Origin of the sequence: Azotobacter bryophylli (assembly GCF_042643485.1) — a bacterium.
GTDB classification, from domain to species: domain Bacteria; phylum Pseudomonadota; class Gammaproteobacteria; order Pseudomonadales; family Pseudomonadaceae; genus Azotobacter; species Azotobacter bryophylli.
The window spans coordinates 266,944-291,117 of the sequence record NZ_JBHRSJ010000012.1 but is presented as its reverse complement, the minus strand read 5'-3'; the positions used below and the strand labels follow the sequence as shown (position 1 = coordinate 291,117).

Here is a 24,174-nt window from a genome sequence, read left to right as displayed (position 1 = left end):
GCGCAGGGCCGAGCGGCCCGTTTTTCCCGCGGTAAGGTTCTGGGCAGGGGAGCTTTTCAGTGTCGTTCAGCTTGATTTCAGCCACGCCCGGTAACTTGGGCCCCGAACAGGACATTTCCACTCACGGAATGATGGTTAGCCCATGACAACAATTCTGCACATTTCGGACACTCACTTCGGCACGGAGCAGCAGCCGGTACTGGAGGCCATGGAAGCTCATGTGCGCGACCAGGGCGTCGACCTGCTGGTACTTTCCGGAGATATCACCCAGCGTGCGCGGCGCAGCCAGTTCGCCGCCGCCCGGGCCTTCCTCGAGCGTCTGAAACGCTGCGGCGTCCGGGAAACCCTGGTGATCCCGGGCAACCATGACCTGCCACTGCACAACCTGCTGGCGCGTTTCCTGCGGCCCTACGACAACTATCGTCGCTACATCGGCGGGGATCTGGAGCCGGTGTTCGAGACTGACGACCTGCTCGTCATCGGGCTCAACACCACCCATCCCAAGCGCCGCAAGGATGGCCGGGTCCTTCCCGAGCAGGTGGATTATGTCTGCGACCGGCTGCGCCGGACCCATCGGGACAAATGGCGGATCCTGGTGGCGCACCAGCCCTTCGGGGGGATGCGGGCGGACGACTACCGCAACCTTCAGCACGGCGCCCACGAGGCCCTGACCCGCTGGGCCGAGGCGGGGCTGGACATGGTGATGGGCGGACACAACCACCGGCCCTACGTCCTGCCGCTGAGCCAGCAATACCCGCATCTGGAGCGGGAGATATGGATAGTGCAGGCCGGTACCGCCCTGTCCACGCGCCTTCGCGGCCAGGCCCCGAACTCCTTCAACCGGATCCATCTGGAGCGGGGCGCCGCGGACCCCGTCGCCGTGACGCGCTGGGACTTCCACGGAGCCAGCGGCCAGTTCCGGTCGGCTGCCCATCATTCCCTGCCATGGACTGCCGACCGGCTCGACATCCGCACGAAACCGGCCGTCGTACCCGCGAAGAGCCGGACGGCACAGGGCGTCCTCACCTCGGCGGATCTCCGGCGGGTCGCCTGCGACGGTCTGTAGCGTCGGTCCCTTTGCGGCCAGGGAGCGCTGCTTGCCATTGCAGAGGCTGCCCGCGGGGAGGGCACTTCGCCGTCGCCCTTCATGGGCTAAGTGCTGGGGCTATTGAGCTCGGCTAAACGGGAAAGGGCAGGCCATAGACGGAGAGCAGCCCACGCCAGCTGCACGCTCAATGGGAGCAGAACCCCCAAAAACAACGAAGGCCCGCATCGCTGCGGGCCTTCGTTGTTTTATATGGTGCCGGCACCAGGAATCGAACCCGGGACCTACTGATTACAAGTCAGTTGCTCTACCTGCTGAGCTATACCGGCCGAGAAGGGTCGCCATTATAGCCATTTGTCTTTGTGAGTAAACCACTTAGCGCTGCTGGCTCAGTGAACGCAGCGATCCTGCCGCTGCGCTTATTCACATCTGGGGCGATCATGCAAGATGGGTGATGGCACTCCGTATGCGTCCATTGGCCGCATTTTATAAGCCCATGTTTGCGCTTGGTTTTTCGTGGGGACTCGAAAAGCGATCAGCACCTTTGCGGACCCGTCCGGCCGGCTTCCGGCGGCTTTTTCCGGAAAGCATCAACAGAGTTATCCACAGCTGTTGCGGGTAATCCGTTCGGCCAGCAACAGCAGGTTGCGCGGGGTCAGGGCCGGTTCGCAGAAGCGCCCGAGTCGGACCTGGTAGCCCTGTTCCTCCAGGTACAGCGCGCGGTCGAGCAGCAGCCAGAATTCCAGCGGGCGGCGGAACAGGCTGCGAACCAGTTCGAGGTTGCGCACCTGGGCCAGGCGCTGCCAGCCGCAGGCTTCCAGGGCCAGCCAGTCGCACGGGGGAGGAGGTGGCAGTTGCTTGAGGGCGGCCAGGTCGCGGCAGTAGTCGGCGAAGGGTTTCTGTAGCCAGTCGCTGGGCAGCGAGGGGGTCGGCAGATAGTCGTCGATGGCGCGCAGTTCGCGCTGCAGCAGGTCGAAGGCCAGGCGGCGGGCCATGGACTGATCGCGCTGGCGGCGCACCCGGGCGCTGGCGGTGACGGTTTCGCTCAGCGGCAGGCGCAGGTCTTCGCGGGACAGCTGCAGCCCAGAGGCCTTGGCCGCGGCGGAAAGCGGCTGGTAGTCGTCGCCGGCGATGCGGTTGTAGCAGCAGGGGGCCACGGCCAGCTGCCGGCAGCCGGCAGCGCTGGCCAGGCGCAGCAGGCGCATGTGCAGCTCGCCGCAGGCGTGCAGGGCGACCGGCGTGTGCTCGGCGTGCAGTTGCGCGGCGGCATCGACGGCGAGCACGTCCTGCAGGCGGTGCTGCGCGCGGATCCGCAGGCGGGTGCTGAGCGCCTGGCCGGACTTGACCAGTTCCGCGTCGTGTTCCAGGCAGGTGAGCGCGCTGCCGTCGTGGGCCAGGACCCGCCCGAGGTGGCCCTTGCCGGCGCACCAGTCGAGCCAGTGGGCGGGCTTCTCGCGAAAGCGCAAGCGGCTGGCGAACTGCCTGATCTGCTGCCACTTGCGCCCGGGGATGTCCACCGCGAAGCGCTCCGGCGGGGCGTTCCAGTCGCCGTCCGGCAGTTCGCCGACGGTGGCGAGCGCGGCCGAGATCGCTGCCATGGCGGCGAAGGGCTGGGGCGCATCGAGACGCTCGGGATGGTTGTGGTCGGCCTCGGCCTCCTCCAGCGAGCGCCGGCGCAGCCAGCCGGCGAGTTCGGGATGTTCGCTCTCCCAGGGCAATTGCAGATGCTGGAACGGGCGCGGCCGCCAGAACGCCTGGTGGCGGAGCAGGAAGTCGTCGAGGGCGAGGAAGCGTGCGCGCAGCTGCGGGCCGCTCAGAGGGGCTGTGGACATGGCGGATGGGTGAACCGAGGGGGCGGCGATTATACCCGAGGCGCTGCGTTTGTACGTTTTTTGATCGGATGCGGATGTGCTAAGTGGTTGCCCGCTGCTGGTGCGATCATTGGCACCGATTTGGACTGGCTGCCCTTAACTGGTGCTGGCGGCGGAAGGAAAACCGGGAGGTGCTGTCATATTCGCGGGCATAGGACTTGCTAGCATCGGCTATCGCGTTTGGCTCGCAGGAGGCTCGCCGTGTCGATTCATGTCGCTTTGCACCATGTCACCCACTACCGCTATGACCGTCCGGTCGCCCTCGGCCCGCAGATCGTCCGCCTGCGTCCGGCGCCCCATAGCCGCACCCGGATTCTCTCCTATGCGTTGAAGGTGGCGCCGGGCGAGCACTTCATCAACTGGCAGCAGGACCCGCAGGGCAACTACCTGGCGCGCCTGGTGTTTCCGGAGAAGACCCGGGAGCTGAAGGTCGAGGTCGACCTGGTCGCGGAGATGGCGGTGTTCAACCCCTTCGACTTCTTCCTCGAGCCCTACGCCGAGAAGATTCCCTTCGCCTATACCGAGGGCGAGCGGCGCGAGCTGGCGCCCTACCTGGCGACCCTGCCGGCGACCCCGCGGTTCGCCGACTATCTGGGCGGCATCGAGCGCACGCCCAGGCCCAGCGTCGACTTCCTGGTGGCGCTGAACCAGCGCCTGTCCCGCGACGTCCGCTACCTGATCCGCCTGGAACCGGGAGTGCAGACGCCCGAGGAGACCCTGGAAAAGGCCTCCGGCTCCTGCCGCGACTCGGCCTGGCTGCTGGTGCAGCTGCTGCGCCACCTGGGCCTGGCGGCGCGCTTCGTCTCCGGCTACCTGATCCAGCTCACTGCCGATGTGAAGGCGCTCGACGGTCCCAGCGGCACCGAGGTGGACTTCACCGACCTGCACGCCTGGTGCGAGGTCTACCTGCCGGGCGCCGGCTGGATCGGCCTCGACCCGACTTCCGGGCTGTTCGCCGGCGAGGGCCACATCCCGCTGGCCTGCAGCCCCGAGCCGTCCTCGGCGGCGCCGATCAGCGGGCTGATCGACGAGTGCGAGTGCGATTTCTCCCACGAGATGCGCGTCGAGCGCATCTGGGAAGCGCCGCGGGTGACCAGGCCCTACAGCGAAGAGCAGTGGCAGGCGATCCGCGCCCTCGGCCGGCAGGTCGACGCCGATCTCGCCCGTGCCGACGTGCGCCTGACCATGGGCGGCGAGCCGACCTTCGTCGCCGTCGACTACCCGGACGATGCGGAGTGGAACACCGAGGCACTGGGGCCGAACAAGCGCCGCCTGGCCGCCGAGCTGTTCCACCGCCTGCGCGAACACTATGCGCCGCAGGGCCTGGTGCACTTCGGCCAGGGCAAGTGGTATCCGGGCGAGCAACTGCCGCGCTGGTCGCTGAACTGCTTCTGGCGCCGCGACGGCCAGCCGGTCTGGCGGGACGCCGCGCTCCTGGCCGACGAGAGCCGCGACTACGGTGCCGACGCCCAACTGGCGGCGCGCTTCCTGACGATCCTCGCCGGCTACCTGGGCCTCTCCGCCGAGCACGTCTTCCCGGCCTACGAGGATTGGCTCTACTACCTCTGGCGCGAACGCCGACTGCCGGAGAACGTGAGCCCTGAGGATTCGCGCCTGGCCGATCCGCTGGAGCGCGAGCGCCTGCGCCGGGTGTTCGACCAGGGCCTCGAGCGGGTGGTCGGCCACGTGCTGCCGCTCGCCCGCAGCGTCGGCGGCGCGCTCTGGCAGTCCGGCCCCTGGTTTCTGCGCGACGAGCACTGCCGGCTGATCCCCGGCGACTCGCCGCTGGGCTATCGCCTGCCGCTGGATTCGCAGCCCTGGGTCAGCCAGAGCGACTACCCCTACGTGCAGTCGCCCGATCCGAACCAGAGCTTCCCGCCGTTGCCGAGCCTGACGCAGATCGTCCGGCAGCTGCGCGGGGCGCCGGCCCGGCAGGAAGCTGTCCGGCAGGATGCGGCCTCCGGCCGGAGCAGAGCCGCCCAAGCTACCGCCGTGCAGCCGGCGCCGTTCGAGTCGGCCGCCGGCATCGTCCGCACCGCGCTCTGCGCCGAGCCGCGCGACGGCCGCCTGTACCTCTTCATGCCGCCGCTTGCGCGCCTGGAGGATTACCTGGAGCTGGTCGCCGCCATCGAGGCGACCGCCGCCGAACTGGGCTGTCCTGTCCTGCTGGAAGGCTACGAGCCGCCGGCCGACCCGCGCCTCGTCCACTTCCGCGTGACGCCTGACCCGGGCGTGATCGAGGTGAACATCCACCCGGCGGCGAGCTGGGACGAGCTGGTCGAGCGCACCGAATTCCTCTACGAGGCGGCGCGCCAGACCCGGCTGTCATCGGAGAAGTTCATGATCGACGGCCGCCACACCGGCACCGGCGGCGGCAACCACTTCGTCCTCGGCGGCGCCACCCCGGCGGACTCGCCGTTCCTGCGCCGGCCGGACCTGCTGCGCAGCCTGGTCAGCTACTGGCACAACCACCCGTCGCTGTCCTATCTGTTCAGCGGCCTGTTCATCGGCCCGACCTCCCAGGCGCCGCGGGTGGACGAGGCGCGCAACGATTCGCTCTACGAGCTGGAGATCGCCTTCGCCCAGATGCCCGAGCCGGGCGTCGACTGCCCGCCGTGGCTGGTCGACCGCCTGCTGCGCAACCTGCTGGTGGACGTCACCGGCAACACCCACCGCGCCGAATTCTGCATCGACAAGCTGTACTCGCCGGACTCCAGCAGCGGCCGGCTCGGCCTGCTGGAACTGCGCGCCTTCGAGATGCCGCCCCACGCGCAGATGAGCCTGGCCCAGCAACTGCTGCTGCGCGCCCTGATCGCGCGCTTCTGGAAGGAGCCGTACCGGCCGCAGCGCCTGGTGCGCTGGGGCACCGAGCTGCACGACCGCTTCCTGCTGCCGCACTTCGTCGCCCAGGATTTCCACGACGTGCTCCACGAGCTGAACGAGTGCGGCTACGGCCTGCGCCCGGAATGGTTCGCCCCGCACTTCGAGTTCCGCTTCCCCAAGCTCGGCGACTTCGCCGTGCAGGGCATCGACCTGCAGCTGCGCCAGGCCCTGGAGCCCTGGCACGTGCTGGGCGAGGAGGGTGCCGTCGGCGGCACCGTGCGCTACGTGGACTCGTCCCTGGAGCGGCTGCAGGTGAAGGTCGCCGGCATGGCGCCGGACCGCTACGTGCTGACCTGCAACGGCGTGCCGGTGCCGCTCACGCCCACCGGCAAGGTCGGCGAGTTCGTCGGCGGCGTGCGCTACCGCGCCTGGCAGCCGGCCTCCTGCCTGCAGCCGACCATCGGCGTGCACGCGCCGCTGGTGTTCGACCTGGTGGACACCTGGATGCAGCGCTCCCTGGGCGGTTGCCAGTACCATGTCGCCCATCCGGGCGGGCGCAACTACGAAACCCTGCCGGTCAACGCCTACGAGGCGGAGAGCCGGCGTCTGGCGCGCTTCTTCCGCATCGGCCACACGCCCGGCAAGCTCACGCCAGCCGCGCCGGTGGAGAACCGGGAGCTGCCGATGACCCTGGATCTGCGCAGGACATGAACCTGCGCAGGTAGGAGCGAGCCCATCCGCGACCGAGCCGCTGTGCGGCCTGTCGCGCCCGGGTTCGCTCCCATACCGATCTTTTGTCCGACCGAGTTCCTATGTCCAAATCGTCCGCTGCCGCCCGCGACCCCGCGACCTACCACGAGCTCTTCGACGCCAGGGGCCGGGTGCGGCCGCACTGGCGGCGGCTGTTCGACTACCTGCAGAACTGCCCGCCGGCCCAGCTGCGCCAGCGCCAGGAGCTGCTGGCCCGGCAGATCCAGGAAAACGGCGTGACCTACAACGTCTACGCCGACCCGGACGGCGCCGACCGGCCCTGGGAGCTGGATCTGCTGCCGAACCTGATTCCGGCCGAGGAATGGGAGCCGCTGGCCCGTGGCGTGGCCCAGCGCGCCACCCTGCTGAACGCCATGCTGGCCGACATCTACGGCCCGCAGCGGCTGCTCGCCGAGGGGCTGCTGCCGACCGATCTGGTGTTCGGCCACAACAACTTCCTCTGGCCCTGCCAGGGCATCCGTCCGCCGGGCGGCACCTGGCTGCACGTCTACGCCGTGGACCTGACGCGCGGGCCGGACGGCCGCTGGTGGGTCACCGCCGACCGCACCCAGGCACCCTCCGGCGCCGGCTACGCCCTGGAGAACCGGCAGATCGTCTCGCGCGCCCTGCCCGATCTCTACCGCGACCTGCGCGTGCAGTACATCGCCGGCTTCTTCCTCGGCCTGCGCGAGACCCTGGCGCGCCAGGCGCCCAGCGACGGCGAGACGCCGCTGGTGGTGCTGCTGACGCCCGGGCGCTTCAACGAGAGCTATTTCGAGCACCTCTACCTGGCGCGCCAGCTGGGCTATCCGCTGGCCGAGGGCAGCGACCTGACGGTGCGCGACGCCACCGTCTACCTCAAGACCCTCGGCGGGCTGAAGCGGGTGCACGCGATCCTGCGCCGGCTCGACGACGATTTCTGCGACCCGCTGGAGCTGCGCGCCGACTCCGCCCTCGGCGTGACCGGCCTGCTCGAGGCGGTGCGCGCCGGCCGCGTGCTGGTGGCCAACGCCCTCGGCAGCGGGGTGCTGGAGTCCCCCGGCCTGCCCGGCTTCCTGCCGGCGATCAACCGCCGGCTGTTCGGCGAGGAGCTGCTGCTGCCGTCCATCGCCAGCTGGTGGTGCGGCGAACCGCCGGTGCTGGAGGAGGCGGTGAAGAAGCTGCCGCAGCTGTTGATCCGCTCGGCCTACCCGTCGCAGCACTTCGAGCCGCTGTTCGGCCCCGAACTGGACGACGTCGAGCGCGCCGTCCTGGCCGAACGCCTGCGCCTGCGGCCCTACGCCTACGTCGGCCAGGAGCGCCCGCTGCTGTCCCAGGCGCCGGTCTGGCAGGCCGCCAGCGGCCGTCTGGAATCGCGCCCGATCGGCATGCGGGTGTTCGCCGTGGCCTGCCGGGACGGCTATCGGGTGATGCCCGGCGGCCTGACCCGGGTCGCCGCTGAGGCCGACGCCGAGGTGCTGTCCATGCAGCGCGGCGGGGCGAGCAAGGACACCTGGGTGCTGGGCGGCCGGCACGGCGCCGGCGAGCCCTGGCAGTGGGTGCGTCCCCTGGGCGTGGCCGACATCGTGCGCAGCGACCCCTACCTGCCGTCGCGGGTCGCCGAGAACCTGTTCTGGTACGGCCGCTACTGCGAGCGCAGCGAGGACTGCGCGCGGCTGCTGCGCATCATGCTGGCCCGCTACGTGGACGATGACGACGACCCGCAGTCCCTGCAGGCCGCCCTGGCCGTGGCGGAGAGCCTCGGCCTGCTCGGCGGGGAAGACGACCTGACGCTGGAGCGGCAGCTGCGCCAGGCCGTGCAGGGCCGCGACTGGCCGACCAGCCTGCGCAACGACCTGCAGTACCTGGGCGCGGCCGCCGCCAGCGTCCGCGGCAAGCTGTCCCAGTCGCACTGGCAGGCCCTGCGAGAGCTGCAGCGCAGCGCCCAGCGGCTGGAGAACGAGAGGGCCGACTTCGGCGAGCTGCTCGAATTCCTCGACGGCCTGCTGATCTCGCTGGCCTCGCTGTCGGGCTTCGCCCTCGACGACATGACCCGCGACCACGGCTGGCTGTTCCTGCTGATCGGCTGCCGCATCGAGCGTCTGCAGTTCGTCGCCGGCAGCATCGCCGGCTTCCTCGACGGCCCGGCGCAGGCCGATCCGTCGGCGCTGGCCTGGCTGCTCGAACTGGGCAACAGCAGCATCACCTACCGCACCCGCTACATGGCCACGGCGCAGCTGATCCCGGTGCTCGACCTGCTCCTGCGCGACGAGCAGAACCCCCACTCGGTGCTGTTCCAGCTGCGTGAATTGCAGGCGTCGCTGCGCGGGCTGGCCGAGCGCTTAGAACTGGCACCGCCGGACATCGGCGCCCTGGAGGCGCGCCTGCTGGCCTTCGACTTCCGTCGTCTGGAGCGCGTCGACGCCGCCGCGCTGGCCGAGCTGGCCGCTCTGCTGCGCGATGCCGCGGCGACGGCGGGGCAGCTCTCCGACTACCTCGGCCTGCGCTTCTTCGTGCACGTCGACGCCAGCCAGCGGACCCAATCCCGATGAACAGCGCCCACTACCGGATTCTCCACGACACCCGCTACCGCTATTCGGCGCCGGTGTCCCTGTCCCAGCAGCTGGTCCACCTCTGGCCGCGGGACTTCCCCTGGCAGCGCTGCGGCGGCCGCCAACTGGTCGTCGAGCCCGAGCCGACGCGGCGCACCGACGGCCTCGACGCCTTCGGCAACCCGCTGACCCGGCTGGCCTTCGAGCGGCCCCACGACGAGCTGGAGGTGCGCGCCCGCCTGCAGGTCGAGGTGCTCGCGCGCCCGGCCTTCGAGCTGGCCGACTCGCCGGCCTGGGAGCAGGTCTGCCTGGGCCTGGCCTACAGCGGCCGGCCGCTCTCCGCGGCCCAGCTGGAGGCAGCGCGCTTCCGTTTCGAGTCGCCCTACGTGCACCTCAAGCAGGCCTTCGCGAGCTTCGCCGACGACTGCTTCCGCCCCGGCCGGCCGCTGCTGCCGGCGGTGCAGGCGCTGATGGAGAAGATCTTCGCCGAGTTCACCTTCGACGCCGCGGCCACCCAGGTCTCCACGCCGCTGTCCCAGGTGCTGGAAGAGCGCCGCGGGGTCTGCCAGGACTTCGCCCATCTGATGCTCGCCTGCCTGCGTTCCCGCGGCCTGGCGGTGCGCTACGTCAGCGGCTACCTGCTGACCACCCCGCCGCCCGGCCAGCCGCGGCTGATCGGCGCCGACGCCTCCCACGCCTGGGTCTCGGTCTGGTGCCCGACCCAGGGCTGGGTCGACTTCGACCCGACCAACAACATGCGCCCGGCCCTGGAGCACATCACCCTGGCCTGGGGCCGCGACTTCGGCGACGTCTCGCCGCTGCGCGGGGTGATCCTCGGCGGCGGCGTCCACGACCCGGAGGTCCGGGTCACCGTCATGCCCCTGGCGGAGGCGGAGAAGCGCGCGCTCTGAGCGCATCCGTTATCCTTAGGTGGTGCGCGCGGGGGCGAATTAATTCGCCCCCCGGCCGTCCAAACGCGAACGAATGCGCTCCTGCATATCCGGCTCCTGCCAGGAGGCGAGGATGGACGCTCCGCCGAACACCGCCCCTGCCGTCCTCGACCGCGACGGCCTGCAGGCCCTGATCGAGGCCCTGGCCGAGCGCGGCTTCCGGGTGCTCGGACCGACGCTGCGCGACGGGGCGATCCTCTACGACGAGATCGCCGCCGTCGCCGAGCTGCCGGCCGGCTGGACCGAGCGCCAGGGCCCCGGCCACTACCGCCTGGAGCGGCGCGACGACGAGGCGTTGTTCGGCTTCGCCGCCGGCCCGCAGTCGTGGAAGCGCTTCCTGCTGCCGCCGAGCGAGATTCTCTGGCGGGTGCGGCAGGAGGAGGGCGGGCTGATCTTCAGCAACGCCGCCGAGGCCGCGCCGCGCTACGCCTTCCTCGGCGTGCGCGCCTGCGACCTGCAGGCCATCGCCATCCAGGACCGGGTGTTCTGCGAGGGGCCCTACCGCGACGGCGCCTATGAGCGCCGCCGGCGCGAGGCCTTCATCGTCGCGCTGAACTGCTCCGTGGCCGGCGGCACCTGCTTCTGCGTGTCCATGGGCAGCGGGCCGAAGGCCGAAGGCGCCTTCGACCTGGCGCTGACCGAGCTGCTGGATACGGAGTGCCACGAATTCCTGGTCGAGGTCGGCAGCGCGGCGGGCGCTGAGCTGCTGGCGGCGCTGCCGCAGCGGCCGGCGACGGAGTCCGACCTGGCGGCGGCCGCCGCGCTGGTCGCGCGCACCGCCGGCTGCATGGGGCGCACGTTGGAAACCGAGGGCCTGCAGGAGCTGTTGGAGGGCAATCCCGAGCATCCGCGCTGGGACGAGGTCGCCGAGCGCTGCCTGACCTGCGCCAACTGCACCATGGTCTGCCCGACCTGCTTCTGCACCACGGTGGAGGACCACAGCGACCTGGCCGGCTCGGCCGAGCGGGTGCGCCTGTGGGATTCCTGCTTCACCCTGGACTTTTCCTACATCCACGGCGGCAGCGTGCGGCAGAGCGACAAGGGTCGCTATCGCCAGTGGATGACCCACAAGCTGGCCAGCTGGATCGACCAGTTCGGCAGCTCCGGCTGCGTCGGCTGCGGGCGCTGCATCACCTGGTGCCCGGTGGGCATCGACATCACCGAGGAGGCGGCGGCCATCCGTGCCACGCCCCATGCCAGCAAGGGGGAACCCCATGGAGGGCATTGAGGAGATCCTCGGCCGGCATCCGTTCTTCGCCGGCTTCGCTCCGGAATACGGCCGGCTGGTCGCCGGCTGCGCGCGCAACGTCCGCTTCGCCGCCGGCGACTACCTGTTCCGCGAGGGCGCTCCGGCCGACGAGTTCTTCCTGCTCCGCCACGGCCGGGTGGCCCTGGAGCTGGTCGAGCCGGGACGGCCGCCGGCGGTCTTCGCCACCCTCGGCCAAGGCGAGATCGTCGGCGCCTCCTGGCTGCTGCCGCCGTACCGCTGGCAGTTCTCCGCCCGCGCGGTGGAGCTGACCCGGGCGATCGGCCTGGACGCCGCCTGCCTGCGCGGCAAGTGCGAGTGCGACCATCACCTGGGCTACGAGATGATGAAGCGCTTCCTGCCGATCCTGGTGCAGCGCCTGCAGGCCACCCGATTGCAGCTGCTCGACGTCTACGGGAAGCGCTGAGATGGCGGCCTGCGCCGATCCGTTCCTGCCGCAGCCCTACCGGGTCGAGCGGCGCCGCCGCGAACTGGTCGGCGCGGTGACCTTGGAGCTGGCCCCGCTGGCCGGCGAGCGGCCGGCGTTCCTGCCCGGCCAGTTCAACATGCTCTACGTGTTCGGCGTCGGCGAGGTGGCGGTCAGCCTGAGCGGAGATGCCGAGCGCGGCGCGACCCTGATCCACACCGTCCGCAACGTCGGCGCGGTCAGCGGCGCGCTGACTCGCCTGGAGGTGGGCGCCGGCCTCGGCGTGCGCGGCCCCTTCGGCAGCGCCTGGCCGCTGGCCGAGGCGGAGGGCGCGGACCTGCTCTTCGTCGCCGGCGGGCTCGGTCTGGCGCCGCTGCGCCCGGCGATCTACGCCGCCCTCGCCCGGCGCGAGCGCTACGGCCGGGTGGTGCTCATGGTCGGCAGCCGCACCCCGGCCGACATCCTCTACCGCCGCGAGCTGGAGCGCTGGCGCCGGCGCCCGGATCTGGAGGTGCTGCTCACCGTCGACTACGCCGATGCCGGCTGGCGCGGTCACGTCGGCGTGGTGCCGGCGCTGATCCCCCATGCCGGCCTCGACCCCCGGGAGACCCTGGCGCTGGTCTGCGGTCCGGAGGTGATGATGCGCTTCGCCGCCAACGCCCTGCTCGCCGCCGGGATCGACGCCGGGCGCATCCACCTGTCCATGGAGCGCAACATGAAGTGCGCCATCGGCCTCTGCGGCCACTGCCAGTTCGGCCCCTTCTTCGTCTGCAGGGACGGGCCGGTGCTGAGCCTCGAACGCATCGGCGGCATCCTCGCCGTGCCGGAGATCTGACCATGGACACGCGTCCGCGCCTGGCCGTCTGGAAGTTCGCCTCCTGCGACGGCTGCCAGCTGTCCCTGCTCGACTGCGAGGACGAGCTGCTGGCGCTCGCCGAGGTGGTGCGCATCGCCCATTTCGCCGAGGCCTCCAGCGCCATGGAGGCGGGGCCCTACGATCTTTCCCTGGTGGAAGGCTCGATCACCACGCCGGCCGATGCCCAGCGCATCCGCGAGGTGCGCCGGCAGTCGCGGTTCCTGGTCACCATCGGCGCCTGCGCCACCGCCGGGGGCATCCAGGCGCTGCGCAACTTCGCCGACGTGAAGGAATACCTGGCCGTGGTCTACGCCCAGCCGCAGTACATCGAGACCCTGGCCACCTCGACGCCCATCGCCGCTCACGTGCCGGTGGATTTCGAGCTGCGCGGCTGCCCGATCGACAAGCGGCAGCTGCTGGAGGTGATCACCGCCTTCCTCGCCGGACGCAAGCCGGCGATTCCCGCCTACAGCGTGTGCATCGAGTGCAAGCGGCGCGGCAACGTCTGCGTGATGGTCCAGGGCACCCCCTGCCTCGGTCCCGTGACCCACGCCGGCTGCGGCGCCCTCTGCCCCGCCTACCGGCGCGGCTGCTACGGCTGTTACGGGCCGATGGAGACCCCGGACACCGCGATGCTGGCCCGCCAGTGGGCGGCCATGGGCGTGCCCGCGCGGGACATCCGCCGCGCCTTCCACACCTTCAACGCCTGGGCCCCGGGGTTCCGCGAGGAGGGGGAAGCCCATGACGAGTAAGCGGATCAAGGTGGATTACCTGGCCCGGGTCGAGGGCGAGGGCTCCCTCGACCTGCACGTCGAGGACGGCCGGGTCGCCGCCGCCCGGCTCGGCATCTTCGAGCCGCCGCGCTTCTTCGAGGCCCTGCTGCGCGGGCGCGGTTTCGCCGAGACGCCGGACATCGTCTCGCGGATCTGCGGCATCTGCCCGATCGCCTACCAGATGAGCGCGGTGCATGCCCTGGAGAACGCCTTCGGCGTGCGGGTGGACGGGCCGCTGCGGGCGCTGCGCCGGCTGATCTACTGCGGCGAGTGGATCGAGAGCCATGCGCTGCACGTGGTCATGCTGCACGCGCCGGACTTCCTCGGCTATCCGGATGCGATCCGCATGGCGGTCGAGCACGGCGAGCGGGTGCGCCAGGGCCTGGCCCTGAAGAAGGCCGGCAACGCCGTGGTCCGCCTGCTCGGCGGGCGCGAGATCCATCCGATCAACGTCCGGGTCGGCGGCTTCTACCGGGTGCCGACCCGCGCCGAGCTGGCGCCGCTGGCCGAGGAACTGGGCCGCGCCCGGGAGAGCGCCGTCGAGCTGGTGCGCTGGGTGGCCGGCTTTCCCTTCCCGCACATGGAGCGGGACTACGAGTTCGTCGCCCTGCGCCATCCGCACGAATATCCCTTCAACGAGGGGCGGCTGGTGTCCAGCCGGGACATCGACATCGATGTCGCCGACTACGAGACCGAGTTCGAGGAGCGCCAGGTGCCCCACTCGACGGCCCTGCACTCGCTGCTCAAGCGCCGCGGCGCCTATCTGGTCGGGCCGCTGGCGCGCTACGCGCTGAACTTCGACCGCCTGCCGCCGCACATCCGCCAACTGGCCGGCGAGGCGGGGCTCGGTCCGGTGTGCCGCAACCCGTTCCAGAGCATCCTGGTGCGCGCCCTGGAGATCCTCTACGCCTGCGAGGAGGCGCTCGCCATCATCGCCGCCTACCGTCCGCCGCCGGTCGCCGCGCTGCCGGTGACGCCGCGCGCGGGCGTCGGCTTCGGCTGCACCGAGGCGCCGCGCGGCAGCCTCTGGCACCGCTACGAGGTGGCCGCCGACGGTTCCATCGTCGGCGCGCGCATCGTCCCGCCCACCGCGCAGAACCAGCCGAGCATCGAGGCGGATCTAGAGGCCATCGCCACGCCATTGCTCGACCAACCCGAGGACTTCATCCGCGAGCGCTGCGAGCTGGGCATCCGCAACTACGACCCCTGCATCTCCTGCTCGACCCATTTCCTCCGCCTGAAGCTGCACCGCGGATGAGACGGGTGCAGGTGCTCGCCCTGGGCAATGCCGACCGCGGCGACGACGGCCTCGGCCCGGCCGTCGCCGCCCGCCTGCGCGGTGGCTTGCCCGCCGGGGTCGAGCTGCGGGTGTGCGGCGGCGACGCGCTCGGGCTGATCGAGGGCTGGGCCGGCCTCGCCGCCCTGATCTGCGTGGATGCCTCGGCGCCGGCGGGCGAGCCGGGATGCATCCGCCGTCTGGAGCCAGCCATGGACGAGCTGGTCGCGGAGCCGGCGCCGGCCTCCTGCCACGGCTTCGGCCTGGCCGAGGCGCTGGCGCTCGCCCGCGTCCTCGGGCTGGCGCCGCCGCAGCTGGTGGTCTATGCGGTGGAGGGCCGCTCCTTCCGGATCGGGGCGCCCCTGAGCGCCGAGGTCGCCGCCGCCGTGGAGGCGGTCGCCGGACGGATTCTCGGCGAGGTCGGGCGGCTGCTGAGGCCTGCGGAGGCGGGCGAGGAGGAACCCTGCGCCGGGGAGCCCGGTCCGATTCCGGAAGCCTCCGTTCGCCGGGACGCCTGATGTGCGCTCCACTCTGGAGCGTCTTCTTTTCGTGCCTTCGATCGCAACCGATTGAGTGACAAGGACTTATGTCATTAGTGCGTTGAATTGGTGCATTCGCCTGTGAAGGTGCGTTTCGTGGCTTTCTATTGGTGCGTTATCGCCGGTTTCCTGCCGCCGTTCCGCATGCTGGGACGACCGCCCAAGGCCGCGCCTTCCCCGGCCCGTGACGCCTGTGCCGCCCCGCGCAAAACCGGCGGCACAGTTCGTGCTATCCGCCCGGTATCAAAGTGCCACTGCAATGGGCTGGGAGGCCGACCATGAAGAGCTATGAGAAGAGCTATGACATGCAGCTGTCCGGCGCCGAGCGGCGCTGGCTCCCCTGGCTGGGGCGCACCGGCAAGCTGGCGATGGGCTGGTCGTGCTGGCTGAACCGCTCCACCTATCCGGTGATGGAACAGGTCTTCGAAGGCATCGCCGAGACCCGGGTGCGCCTGCTCTTGAGCTGGGCCCGCAGCCAGTGGGCCTACCTGGCCGAGCTGGCCGATGCCCTCGGGCAGGATTTCTCCCTGCTGGAGAACGACCTGCTGCAGGACAAGCTGCAGCGCTCCGCGGACTTCTCCGAGCTGTTCGTGGTCTCGCCCGAAGGACTGGTGCTGGCCTCCAGCTGGCCGCACCACTGCCAGGTCGGCGAACCCGACCCCCGCGCCCTGGCCTCCGGCCTGCGCCAGCCGTTCCTGCACGGCCCCTACCGCGATCCCCTGACCCTGGAGATCGGCCCGTCCAGCTCGCGCTTCCACGACGAGGTGACGCTGATGTTCTATCAGCCGATCCGCCGGGACGGCCAGGTGCTCGGCTGCCTCTGTGGGCGGGTGCCCAACGACGTGCTGGGCGACCTGATCCAGCGCGAGGCCGGCCACGTCTACAAGGATTCGGGCGACAACTACCTGTTCATGGTCGAATCGCGCTTCGACCGCAGCATCGCCCCGGGCATCGCGCTGTCGCGCTCGCGCTTCGAGGACAGCACCTTCAGCCTCGGCGAGAACCTCAAGAGCGGCGTGCACACCCGCTGGGGCCGGGTGCAGATCAAGCGTCACACCGAGCTGGAGCTGCGCTTCGTCGATCCGGCCACCGGCGAGCTGCATCCGGGGGTGCGCGAGACCATCCGCAAGGGCAGCAACCTGTTCGTCACCTATCCCGGCTACTCCGACTACCGCCACGTCCCGGTGGTGGGCAAGGGCCTGACCTTCCAGCTGCCCGGCTCGCCGGATCGCTGGGGCATGATGTGCGAGGCCGACCTGGAGGAGGTCTATCGCCGGCGCTCGCTGACCCTGGGGCTGATGCGCACCTTCTTCCTCACCTTGGGCGGCTGGCTGGGGGCCTGCACCCTACTGCGCCACTACGGCGGCCTGTCCGAGAGCACTCAGGCGCTGCTCGAAGCCGCGCTCCTGCTGCCGGCCGGCCTGGCCTTCGCCGTTTTCGGCCCGCGGCGTCCGGCCCGGCGCCTGCAGGAGATGACCGACGTGATCCGCGCCATCGCCGAGGGCGGCGGCAACCTCAGTCAGCGCCTGGACAGCGAGCGCATGGCCAACGACGAGACCGGCGATCTGGGACGCTGGATCAACAGCTTCATCGACAACCTGGACGGCACCGTCGGCGCGGTGATCGCCGCCTCGCGCAGCGTCGGCCAGACCAACGAGCAGATGCTCGAGCGCAACCAGGAGGCCTGCGCCAACTCCCAGTCCATGGCCGGCGCTATGGGCGAGATGTTGCGCATGGTCGAGGCGCAGCTGAGCGAGATCCAGCAGGCCTCGCTGACCGCCGAGGAGATGAAGCGAGCCATGGACACGGTGATCGGCAGCGCCCGGGAGAGCACCCAGGCGATCCGCGACGTGGTGGAGCGCTCGGCGGCCAGCGTGCAGTCGCTGGACAGCCGCATGGGCCAGATCGGCAACATCGTCTCGCTGATCAGCGGGGTGACCATGCAGACCAACCTGTTGGCGCTCAACGCCGCCATCGAAGCGGCGCGGGCCGGCGAGCACGGTCGCGGCTTCTCCGTGGTGGCCGGGGAGATCCGTACCCTGGCCTCGCGCACCGCGGCGGCGGCCGAGGATATCCGCCACGTGGTGGAGGGCCTGCAGGCGGAGACCCGCGGTGCGGTGGCCTTCATGAACGAGGGCGTGGCCAGCGTCGACGACAAGCTGGGCGACGCCGAGCTGGGTTCTTCGGCCAACCGCCAGCTGCAGGAGGCGGTGGGGCAGATGTTCGAACTGATCACCCGGCTGGCGCAGCGCGGCGAGCACTACGGCAACACGGTGCGCAACGTCGACCGCGCCGCGCAGGACATGCAGGAGATCCTGCGTAACCTGCAGGGCAGCTCGGCCAGCGTGCGCCACAACACCGGCCGGCTGCGGCAGATGGTGGGGCAGTTCACCGTTTCCTGAGCCCGGCTCACTCGCCGCGGATGTACTGCTGCAGCTGGCCGATCAGGGCGTCCTGCTCGGCGATCGCCTCCTTCACCAGGTCGCCGATGGACAGCAGGCCCACCAGGTGGCCGTTCTCGACCACCGGCAGGTGGCGCAGGTGGCGATCGGTCATCAGCGCCATGCAGGCCCGGATACTATGCTGCGGCCCCACCGTCACCACCGGCGCACTCATGATCGACCGGACCGGGGTGCCCACCGAGGAGCGTCCGCGCAGGACGACCTTGCGCGCATAGTCGCGCTCGCTGATCACGCCCACCAGTTGGCCGTCCTCGACCACCGGCAGGGCGCCGACGTTCTTCTCGGCCAGCACCTGCAGCGCCTCCAGGACGGTGGCGTGCGGGCCGATGGTGTGGACGTCGCGGTTCTGCTTGTCCCGGAGGATTTGCGCCACGGTCTTCATGAACGGTGCCCTCGTGTGTGCGGATCGGCGTGCTCCCGACGTTGGAACTCGAGCATGGTCGCCGGCGGCCGGCGCCACAATGGCCGGAATCCCACGGGCTTGTAAGCGTCGCGCGGTACGGGACCGGGGGCCGGCAACGACGGGGCCGGGGAGAGGTCTTTCTATGCGCTACGCTCCGTGCAGCAGAAGCATCCTGACAAGGCGTCGACCCTGGCCGTCGCGACCGGGGCATCTGGAGTGCCCATGTTCAAGATTCTCGCCCAACTGTTCCTGCAGTTCTTTAGCCACCGCCTCGAACGCCGACACTTCCGCCGCGATGTCCTGTCCGAGCGCCTAGTGCCCGGCCCGGCGCGCGCCCAACTGCCGACGGCCTTCGTCGAGTCGCTGGTCGCGGCGGCCTGCAGCGACGAGGCCGAGCTGTACCTCACCTATGACAGCGGCCCGCAGGGGCTCGGTGCCGGGCAGGCGGACGAGCGGCGCGAGCGTTTTGGCGAGAACCGGGTGGAGCAGGATCGTCCGGCTTCGCTCGGCCGGCACCTGTGGCTGTGCTACGGCAACCCGTTCAATCTGCTGCTGACCGCCCTGGCCCTGATCTCCTGGGTGACCGAGGATCTGAGCGCGGCGCTGGTGATCGGCACCATGGTGGTGGTCTCGACCCTGCTGCGCTTCTTTCAGGAGACCCGCTCCAATCGCGCCGCCGAGCAGCTCAAGGCCATGGTCGGCAACACCGCCACGGTGCTGCGTCCCGGGCAGGCCGGCCGGAGCCAGCCGTCCTTCGGCGTCGAGGTGCCGATCCGCGACTTGGTGCCCGGCGATATCGTGCGCCTGTCCGCTGGCGACATGATCCCCGCCGACCTGCGCTTGCTGCACGCTCGCGACCTGTTCGTCAGCCAGGCCGCGATGACCGGCGAATCCCTGCCCGTGGAGAAGTTCGCGCACCGCGCCGGGACGGAGGCGCGCAACCCCCTGGAGCTGGACAATCTGTGCTTCATGGGCACCAACGTGGTTAGCGGCTCGGCCACCGCCATGGTCATCGGCACCGGTCGTGCCACCTTCTTCGGCAACCTGACCACGCGGGTCGCTCAGCGGGACGAGGAGCCCAATGCCTTCCAGCGGGGCATCAACAAGGTCAGCTGGCTGCTGATCCGCTTCATGCTGGTGATGGCGCCGGTGGTGCTGCTGATCAACGGCTTCACCAAGGGCGACTGGCTGGAGGCCACGCTGTTCTCCCTGTCGGTGGCCGTCGGTCTCACCCCGGAGATGCTGCCGATGATCGTTACCTCCACGCTGGCCAAGGGGGCCGTGGTGCTGTCCCGGCAGCAGGTGGTGGTCAAGCACCTGGACGTGATCCAGAACTTTGGTGCCATGGATGTCCTGTGCACCGACAAGACCGGGACCCTGACCCAGGACCGGATCGTCCTCGAGCGCCATACCGACGCCTTCGGCGCGCCCTCCGACGAGGTGCTGGAATACGCCTTTCTCAACAGTTACTACCAGTCCGGCCTGAAGAACCTGCTCGACGTGGCGGTGCTGGAGCGCACGGAGTCGCGGGGCGAGCTGCGCCTGGTCGAGCGCTTCGTCAAGGTCGACGAGCTGCCTTTCGACTTCGAGCGCCGGCGCATGTCCGTGGTGGTCGGTGAGGAGGGGAAGGGCCATCTGCTGATCTGCAAGGGCGCGCTGGAAGAGGTGCTCCAGGTCTGTACCCGGGTTCGCCACGGCGCCTCCAGCGAGCCGCTGGACGCCGCGCGGCTGGTGGAGATCCGCGCCCACACCGCCACTCTTAACGACGAGGGGCTGAGGGTGGTGGCGGTGGCCCGGCGCGAGCTGCCGGCGGCCCAGGCCGACTATCGGCTCGCGGACGAGCGCGAGCTGACGCTGATGGGCTACATCGCCTTCCTCGATCCGCCGAAGGAAACCGCCGTGGCGGCCCTGAAGGCGCTGCGGCGGCAGGGCGTGACGGTGAAGGTGCTGACGGGGGACAACGAGCGGGTCACCCGCTGCGTCTGCCGCGCCGTTGGTCTGGACGCCCGGGAGCTGCTGACCGGTAGCGATCTGGCGGCGCTCGACGACCAGGCCCTGGCCGCCGCCTGCGAGCGCACCGCCGTCTTCGCGCGCCTGACACCGGCGCACAAGGAACGTCTGGTTCGCCTGCTGCGCCAGCGCGGCCACGTGGTCGGCTTCCTCGGCGACGGCATCAACGACGCGCCGGCCCTGCGCGCGGCGGACATCGGCATCTCGGTGGACAGCGCGGTCGACATCGCCAAGGAGGCCGCCGACATCATCCTGCTGCAGAAGAGCTTGCTGGTGCTGGAGCAGGGGGTTGCCGAGGGCCGCAAGACCTTCGTCAACATGCTCAAGTACATCAAGATGACCGCCCGCTCGAACTTCGGCAACGTGTTCAGCGTGCTGGTGGCCAGTGCCTTCCTGCCGTTCCTGCCCATGCTGCCTATGCACCTGCTGGTGCAGAACCTGCTCTACGACCTGTCGCAGACCGCCATTCCCTTCGACAACGTCGACGAGGAGCTGCTGGAGCGTCCCCAGCACTGGCGTTCCGAGGACCTAGGGCGCTTCATGGTGTTCTTCGGACCGCTCAGCTCGATCTTCGACATTCTCACCTACCTGCTCATGTGGTTCGTGTTCGCGGCGAACAGCCCGGAGCAACAGCGGCTGTTTCAGACCGGCTGGTTCGTCGAGGGGCTGATTTCCCAGACCCTGGTGGTACACCTGATCCGCACGCGCAAGCTGCCTTTCATCCGCAGCCGGGCGTCCTGGCCACTGCTGGCGCTGACCTTGACCATCATCGGAGTCGGCCTGCTGCTGCCGGTATCGCCGTTGGCTGGTTATTTCAAGCTGCAGGCGCTGCCATGGGGTTACTTCCCCTGGTTGATCGGCATCCTGCTGGGATACGCCGTGCTCATCCAGCTGATGAAGGGCTGGTTCGTCCGACGTTACGGCTGGCAGTGAGCCCGCCGTGGGCGCCCATTGGTTAGCCTGCCGGACGTCGCGCAGGCGGCTGATCTAGGGTTAACCGGGCACTGGAATCCGCCCGCCGCAGACGTGACCTCGACGACGGTGCCGTATTCCGGCGTCGAATGACGGGCCCTGTCGGCGCCCATTCGCAACTGACAGCCACGCAGAGGAAATCCAGCAATGAGATACCTGCTTGTCGTTACCATGATCGCGGCGCTCAGCCAGACGGCGATCGCTGCCGATACCTCGACCGGCTCCGACCCCATGAGCTCTGAACACGGCAGTGAACACAAAGGTACCGAGCACATGGGGCCGGAACACAAGAGCGGCACCGAGCAGACGGCGGAGGCCACCGGGACGATCAAGTCGATCCAGAAGGAGAGCGTGACCATCGCCCACGATGCCGTACCCAGCCTGAGCTGGGGCGCCAAGACCCGGCATTTCTCCGCCACGCCGGACCAGCTCAAGGACCTCAAGGTGGGGGACAAGGTGAAATTCGAGTTCAGCACCCACGGCAAGAAGGCGCGTATCCAGTCGATCGAGACCGAGTAGTCGTCCACTCCTGCCGGCCCGTTCTCGGGCCGGTAACGGCGCTCGGGACGCGTCGCGCTAGCGCTTCCGGGCGGCGCTGACCTCGGGCCTCATCCGGGGCTTCAAGTCTTCTATCCCCGTGCCGCTCTTCTCGCCCGCATCCAGCGGTAGAAGCCTTGTTTGGCCAGCTCCACGATCAGCAGATAGGCCAGCACCATGGCGCCGAGGATGAGGTAGAAGGCGGCGGGCGGCGGCACGAAGCCGAAATGGCCGGCCAGCGGCAGCAGGGGCAGGAGCACCGCGAGCGCCGCGATGCCCAGCGAGGCCGCCGTCAGCACGGGATAGGGACGGCTTCTCAGGGGATTGCTGCGGGTGCGGATGACGAAGATCACCAGCACCTGGGTGCACAGCGATTCGACGAACCAGCCGGTCTGGAACAGGCTCTCGCCGGCCTGCAGCACCCGCAGCATCAGGTAGAAGGTGAGGAAGTCGAACAGCGAGCTGATCGGCCCGATCACCAGCATGAAGTCGCGGATGAACTCCAGGTCCAGGGCATGGGGGCGGCGTATCTCTTCGTCGTCCACCTCGTCCAGCGGAATGGCGATTTCCGAGACGTCGTAGAGGATGTTGTTGAGCAGGATCTGGGTCGGCAGCATGGGCAGGAACGGCAGGAACAGCGCCGCCCCGGCCATGCTGAACATGTTGCCGAAGTTGGAGCTGGTTCCCATCAGGATGTACTTCATGATGTTGCCGAAGGTCCGCCGCCCCTCCAGCACGCCCGCCTGCAGCACCTGCAGGTCCTGCTTCAGGAGGATCATGTCGGCCGCCTCCTTGGCCACGTCCACCGCCGAATCCACCGACAGGCCGACGTCCGCCGCATGCAGGGACGGTGCGTCGTTGATGCCGTCGCCCAGGTAGCCGACCACGTGGCCGCGCGCCCGCAGCGCCCGTATGACTCGCTCCTTCTGCGCCGGGTTGACCCGGCAGAACAGGTTCGCCGCCTCCACCCGGGCGCACAGGGCGTGATCGTCCAACTGGTCGATCTCCTTGCCGGTCAGCAGGCCGGCGACCGGAACTCCCAGCTGCCGGCAGACGTGCCGGGTGACCAGATCGCTGTCGCCGGTGACTATCTTGATCGCCACGCCGCTTTCCGCCAGCGCCGCCAGGGCCGGGGCGGCGCTGGCTTTGGGCGGGTCGAGGAAGGCGGCGAAGCCGGCGAGCACCAGCTGCGCCTCGTCGCCCACCACCGCGTGCGGATGGTCCGTCGCCACCGGGCGCCAGGCGATCCCCAGCACCCGCAGGCCGTCCTGCTCCAGGGCGCGGTACTGGTCGTGGACGGCCGCTCTGGCCGACTCGTCCATGGGCCGGGCGAGGGCTTCGGGGCCGCTTTCGTACTGGGTGCAGAGCCCGATGACGTCGTCCGGCGCTCCCTTGACCACCAGCCAGCGGGACGTGCCGTCGTCGATGAGGACGGAGACGCGCCGCCGCTCGAAGTCGAAGGGCACCTCGTCGATCTTCCGCCAGGCGCCGGTGCCGACCGGTCTGGCGAGGATCGCCTCGTCCAGCGGGCTTTTCAGACCGGTCTCGAAGAAGCTGTTGAGGTAGGCCAGCTCCAGCACCCGCTCGCTGGGTTGTCCCCGGCAGTCCACCTGCCGCTCCAGGCGGATGCTGGCCTCGGTCAGGGTGCCGGTCTTGTCGGTGCAGAGCACGTCCATCGAGCCCAGGTCCTGGATCGCCGACAGGCGTTTGACGATCGTCTGCTTCCTGGCCATGCGCATCGCCCCGCGCGACAGGGTGACCGAGACCACCATGGGCAGCAGCTCGGGAGTCAGGCCGACGGCCAGGGCCACGGCGAACAGGAAGGATTCCAGCAGGGGCCGGTGGAAGGCGGCGTTCACCAGCAGCACGAAGAGCACCAGGAGCATGGTCAGGCGCATGATCAGCAGGCCGAACTGGCGGGTGCCGAGCTCGAACGAGGTCGGCGCCGCCGCGCGGGTGACGCTGTCGGCGATGGCGCCGATGGCGGTCCGGGTGCCGGTCTCCACCACTAGCGCCCGGGCGCTGCCGCTGATGACCGAGGTGCCCATGAACACCGCATTGCCGGCTTCGGCCAGCTCCACGGCCGTGGCCGGCGGCGTTTCCGCGCGCTTTTCCACGGGGTAGGGCTCGCCGGTCAGGAGCGCCTGCTTGACGAAGAAATCCCGCGCTTCCAGCACCCGGGCGTCCGCCGGCACCAGATCGCCGGCGGACAGCAGCACCACGTCGCCCGGCACCACCTCGGCGACCGCGATCTCCCGCGTCTGGCCGTCACGCAGCACGCTGGCCCGCACGGACACGGACTGGCGTAGCTTCTCCGCGGCCGCGTTGGCCCGATGCTCCTGGACGAAGTCGAGGGTGACGCTGAGCAGCACGATGCAGGCGATGATCAGGAAATCCGCCACTTCTCCGGTAAAGGCGGAGACGGCGCTGGCGACCAGCAGGATGATCACCAGCGGGTTGCCGAAGCGGCTGAGGTATTGGCGCAGCAGCGATCTTTCCTGGCGCGCGCGGAACAGGTTGGGACCGAAGCGTTCGAGCCGGGCCCCGGCTTCCTCTGCCGACAGGCCGCGAGTGGCATCGGCTGCGGGCGGGGGCTCCAGCCACCAGGGCGGGGGCGGCGAATCGATCGGCATGTCGCATTCCTGGCCTGCACGCGGTGAGCTAAGTGTAGTGCCCGGTGTTCGACGGCCAGGGTTATCCACA

At 69.7% G+C, this 24,174-nt stretch carries 16 protein-coding genes and 1 tRNA gene; 13 read left to right on the top strand and 4 right to left on the bottom strand.

Going from position 1 to position 24,174, the window contains the following annotated elements; all coding sequences use genetic code 11:
- The first annotated feature begins 142 nt into the window (after positions 1 to 142).
- Positions 143 to 1,066: a metallophosphoesterase family protein gene (locus ACFOJE_RS07515; RefSeq protein WP_377813688.1), complete on the top strand. Its 924-nt coding sequence runs from the start codon at positions 143 to 145 to the stop codon at positions 1,064 to 1,066.
- Positions 1,067 to 1,298: 232 nt separating this feature from the next.
- On the opposite strand, the gene ACFOJE_RS07510 is transcribed toward ACFOJE_RS07515, so the two are convergent.
- Both ACFOJE_RS07510 and ACFOJE_RS07505 read right to left on the bottom strand, forming a co-directional pair.
- Positions 1,299 to 1,374, bottom strand: a tRNA-Thr gene (locus ACFOJE_RS07510).
- Between the two features lie 270 nt (positions 1,375 to 1,644).
- Complete coding sequence (locus ACFOJE_RS07505; protein WP_377813687.1) at positions 1,645 to 2,877, bottom strand: methyltransferase; 1,233 nt, start codon at positions 2,875 to 2,877, stop codon at positions 1,645 to 1,647.
- Positions 2,878 to 3,117: 240 nt separating this feature from the next.
- Between ACFOJE_RS07505 and ACFOJE_RS07500 the strand changes: the two genes are divergently transcribed.
- The 10 genes from ACFOJE_RS07500 (at position 3,118) to ACFOJE_RS07455 (ending at position 17,489) form a co-directional block, all read left to right on the top strand.
- Positions 3,118 to 6,450, top strand: a complete 3,333-nt coding sequence (locus ACFOJE_RS07500) for a transglutaminase family protein (RefSeq protein WP_377813686.1) — start codon at positions 3,118 to 3,120, stop codon at positions 6,448 to 6,450.
- A 101-nt stretch (positions 6,451 to 6,551) separates the two neighbouring features.
- Positions 6,552 to 9,020, top strand: a complete 2,469-nt coding sequence (locus ACFOJE_RS07495; RefSeq protein WP_377813685.1) for a circularly permuted type 2 ATP-grasp protein — start codon at positions 6,552 to 6,554, stop codon at positions 9,018 to 9,020.
- The gene (locus tag ACFOJE_RS07490) at positions 9,017 to 9,931 is read left to right on the top strand and encodes a transglutaminase family protein (protein WP_377813684.1); all 915 of its coding nucleotides are present in this window, start codon (positions 9,017 to 9,019) and stop codon (positions 9,929 to 9,931) included. Before ACFOJE_RS07495 ends, ACFOJE_RS07490 begins: the two co-directional genes overlap by 4 nt.
- A 112-nt stretch (positions 9,932 to 10,043) precedes the next feature.
- Positions 10,044 to 11,198, top strand: coding sequence for a 4Fe-4S dicluster domain-containing protein (locus ACFOJE_RS07485; protein ID WP_377813683.1), 1,155 nt, complete (start codon positions 10,044 to 10,046; stop codon positions 11,196 to 11,198).
- Positions 11,185 to 11,643, top strand: a complete 459-nt coding sequence (locus tag ACFOJE_RS07480; RefSeq protein ID WP_377813682.1) for a cyclic nucleotide-binding domain-containing protein — start codon at positions 11,185 to 11,187, stop codon at positions 11,641 to 11,643. The genes ACFOJE_RS07485 and ACFOJE_RS07480 overlap by 14 nt, the downstream gene beginning before the upstream one ends.
- 1 nt (position 11,644) lies before the next feature.
- Positions 11,645 to 12,478, top strand: coding sequence for an FAD/NAD(P)-binding protein (locus tag ACFOJE_RS07475; protein WP_377813681.1), 834 nt, complete (start codon positions 11,645 to 11,647; stop codon positions 12,476 to 12,478).
- Positions 12,479 to 12,480: 2 nt separating this feature from the next.
- Positions 12,481 to 13,251 (top strand): NADH-quinone oxidoreductase subunit B family protein, encoded by a 771-nt coding sequence (locus ACFOJE_RS07470; protein ID WP_377813680.1) that lies wholly within the window; start codon positions 12,481 to 12,483, stop codon positions 13,249 to 13,251.
- Positions 13,241 to 14,530 (top strand): Ni/Fe hydrogenase subunit alpha, encoded by a 1,290-nt coding sequence (locus tag ACFOJE_RS07465; RefSeq protein WP_377813679.1) that lies wholly within the window; start codon positions 13,241 to 13,243, stop codon positions 14,528 to 14,530. The genes ACFOJE_RS07470 and ACFOJE_RS07465 overlap by 11 nt, the downstream gene beginning before the upstream one ends.
- Positions 14,527 to 15,066: a hydrogenase maturation protease gene (locus ACFOJE_RS07460; protein WP_377813678.1), complete on the top strand. Its 540-nt coding sequence runs from the start codon at positions 14,527 to 14,529 to the stop codon at positions 15,064 to 15,066. The genes ACFOJE_RS07465 and ACFOJE_RS07460 overlap by 4 nt, the downstream gene beginning before the upstream one ends.
- 299 nt (positions 15,067 to 15,365) lie before the next feature.
- Positions 15,366 to 17,489 (top strand): methyl-accepting chemotaxis protein, encoded by a 2,124-nt coding sequence (locus tag ACFOJE_RS07455; protein WP_377813677.1) that lies wholly within the window; start codon positions 15,366 to 15,368, stop codon positions 17,487 to 17,489.
- A 7-nt stretch (positions 17,490 to 17,496) separates the two neighbouring features.
- Here the strand turns inward: ACFOJE_RS07455 and ACFOJE_RS07450 are convergent, their stop codons facing one another.
- A complete protein-coding gene (locus ACFOJE_RS07450; RefSeq protein WP_377813676.1) occupies positions 17,497 to 17,931 on the bottom strand; it encodes a CBS domain-containing protein in 435 nt (144 codons plus the stop codon).
- A gap of 243 nt (positions 17,932 to 18,174) precedes the next feature.
- On the opposite strand from ACFOJE_RS07450, the gene mgtA (ACFOJE_RS07445) reads away from it, so the two are divergent.
- A complete protein-coding gene (mgtA, locus tag ACFOJE_RS07445; protein ID WP_377813675.1) occupies positions 18,175 to 20,895 on the top strand; it encodes a magnesium-translocating P-type ATPase in 2,721 nt (906 codons plus the stop codon).
- Positions 20,896 to 21,081: 186 nt separating this feature from the next.
- Positions 21,082 to 21,453, top strand: coding sequence for a copper-binding protein (locus ACFOJE_RS07440; RefSeq protein WP_377813674.1), 372 nt, complete (start codon positions 21,082 to 21,084; stop codon positions 21,451 to 21,453).
- A 110-nt stretch (positions 21,454 to 21,563) separates the two neighbouring features.
- Here ACFOJE_RS07440 and mgtA (ACFOJE_RS07435) read toward each other — a convergent pair whose 3' ends face one another.
- Positions 21,564 to 24,104, bottom strand: a complete 2,541-nt coding sequence (gene mgtA / locus ACFOJE_RS07435; RefSeq protein WP_377813673.1) for a magnesium-translocating P-type ATPase — start codon at positions 24,102 to 24,104, stop codon at positions 21,564 to 21,566.
- Between the last annotated feature and the right edge of the window lie 70 nt (positions 24,105 to 24,174).

What these genes read in the sequence shown, in the direction of transcription:
- ACFOJE_RS07515 (WP_377813688.1), top strand. Translation starts at nt 143, where the DNA reads ATGACAACAATTCTGCACATTTCGGACACTCACTTCGGCACGGAGCAG.
- ACFOJE_RS07505 (WP_377813687.1), bottom strand. Translation starts at nt 2,877, where the DNA reads ATGTCCACAGCCCCTCTGAGCGGCCCGCAGCTGCGCGCACGCTTCCTC.
- ACFOJE_RS07495 (WP_377813685.1), top strand. Translation starts at nt 6,552, where the DNA reads ATGTCCAAATCGTCCGCTGCCGCCCGCGACCCCGCGACCTACCACGAG.
- ACFOJE_RS07490 (WP_377813684.1), top strand. Translation starts at nt 9,017, where the DNA reads ATGAACAGCGCCCACTACCGGATTCTCCACGACACCCGCTACCGCTAT.
- ACFOJE_RS07485 (WP_377813683.1), top strand. Translation starts at nt 10,044, where the DNA reads ATGGACGCTCCGCCGAACACCGCCCCTGCCGTCCTCGACCGCGACGGC.
- ACFOJE_RS07480 (WP_377813682.1), top strand. Translation starts at nt 11,185, where the DNA reads ATGGAGGGCATTGAGGAGATCCTCGGCCGGCATCCGTTCTTCGCCGGC.
- ACFOJE_RS07475 (WP_377813681.1), top strand. Translation starts at nt 11,645, where the DNA reads ATGGCGGCCTGCGCCGATCCGTTCCTGCCGCAGCCCTACCGGGTCGAG.
- ACFOJE_RS07470 (WP_377813680.1), top strand. Translation starts at nt 12,481, where the DNA reads ATGGACACGCGTCCGCGCCTGGCCGTCTGGAAGTTCGCCTCCTGCGAC.
- ACFOJE_RS07465 (WP_377813679.1), top strand. Translation starts at nt 13,241, where the DNA reads ATGACGAGTAAGCGGATCAAGGTGGATTACCTGGCCCGGGTCGAGGGC.
- ACFOJE_RS07460 (WP_377813678.1), top strand. Translation starts at nt 14,527, where the DNA reads ATGAGACGGGTGCAGGTGCTCGCCCTGGGCAATGCCGACCGCGGCGAC.
- ACFOJE_RS07455 (WP_377813677.1), top strand. Translation starts at nt 15,366, where the DNA reads ATGAAGAGCTATGAGAAGAGCTATGACATGCAGCTGTCCGGCGCCGAG.
- ACFOJE_RS07450 (WP_377813676.1), bottom strand. Translation starts at nt 17,931, where the DNA reads ATGAAGACCGTGGCGCAAATCCTCCGGGACAAGCAGAACCGCGACGTC.
- mgtA (WP_377813675.1), top strand. Translation starts at nt 18,175, where the DNA reads ATGTTCAAGATTCTCGCCCAACTGTTCCTGCAGTTCTTTAGCCACCGC.
- ACFOJE_RS07440 (WP_377813674.1), top strand. Translation starts at nt 21,082, where the DNA reads ATGAGATACCTGCTTGTCGTTACCATGATCGCGGCGCTCAGCCAGACG.
- mgtA (WP_377813673.1), bottom strand. Translation starts at nt 24,104, where the DNA reads ATGCCGATCGATTCGCCGCCCCCGCCCTGGTGGCTGGAGCCCCCGCCC.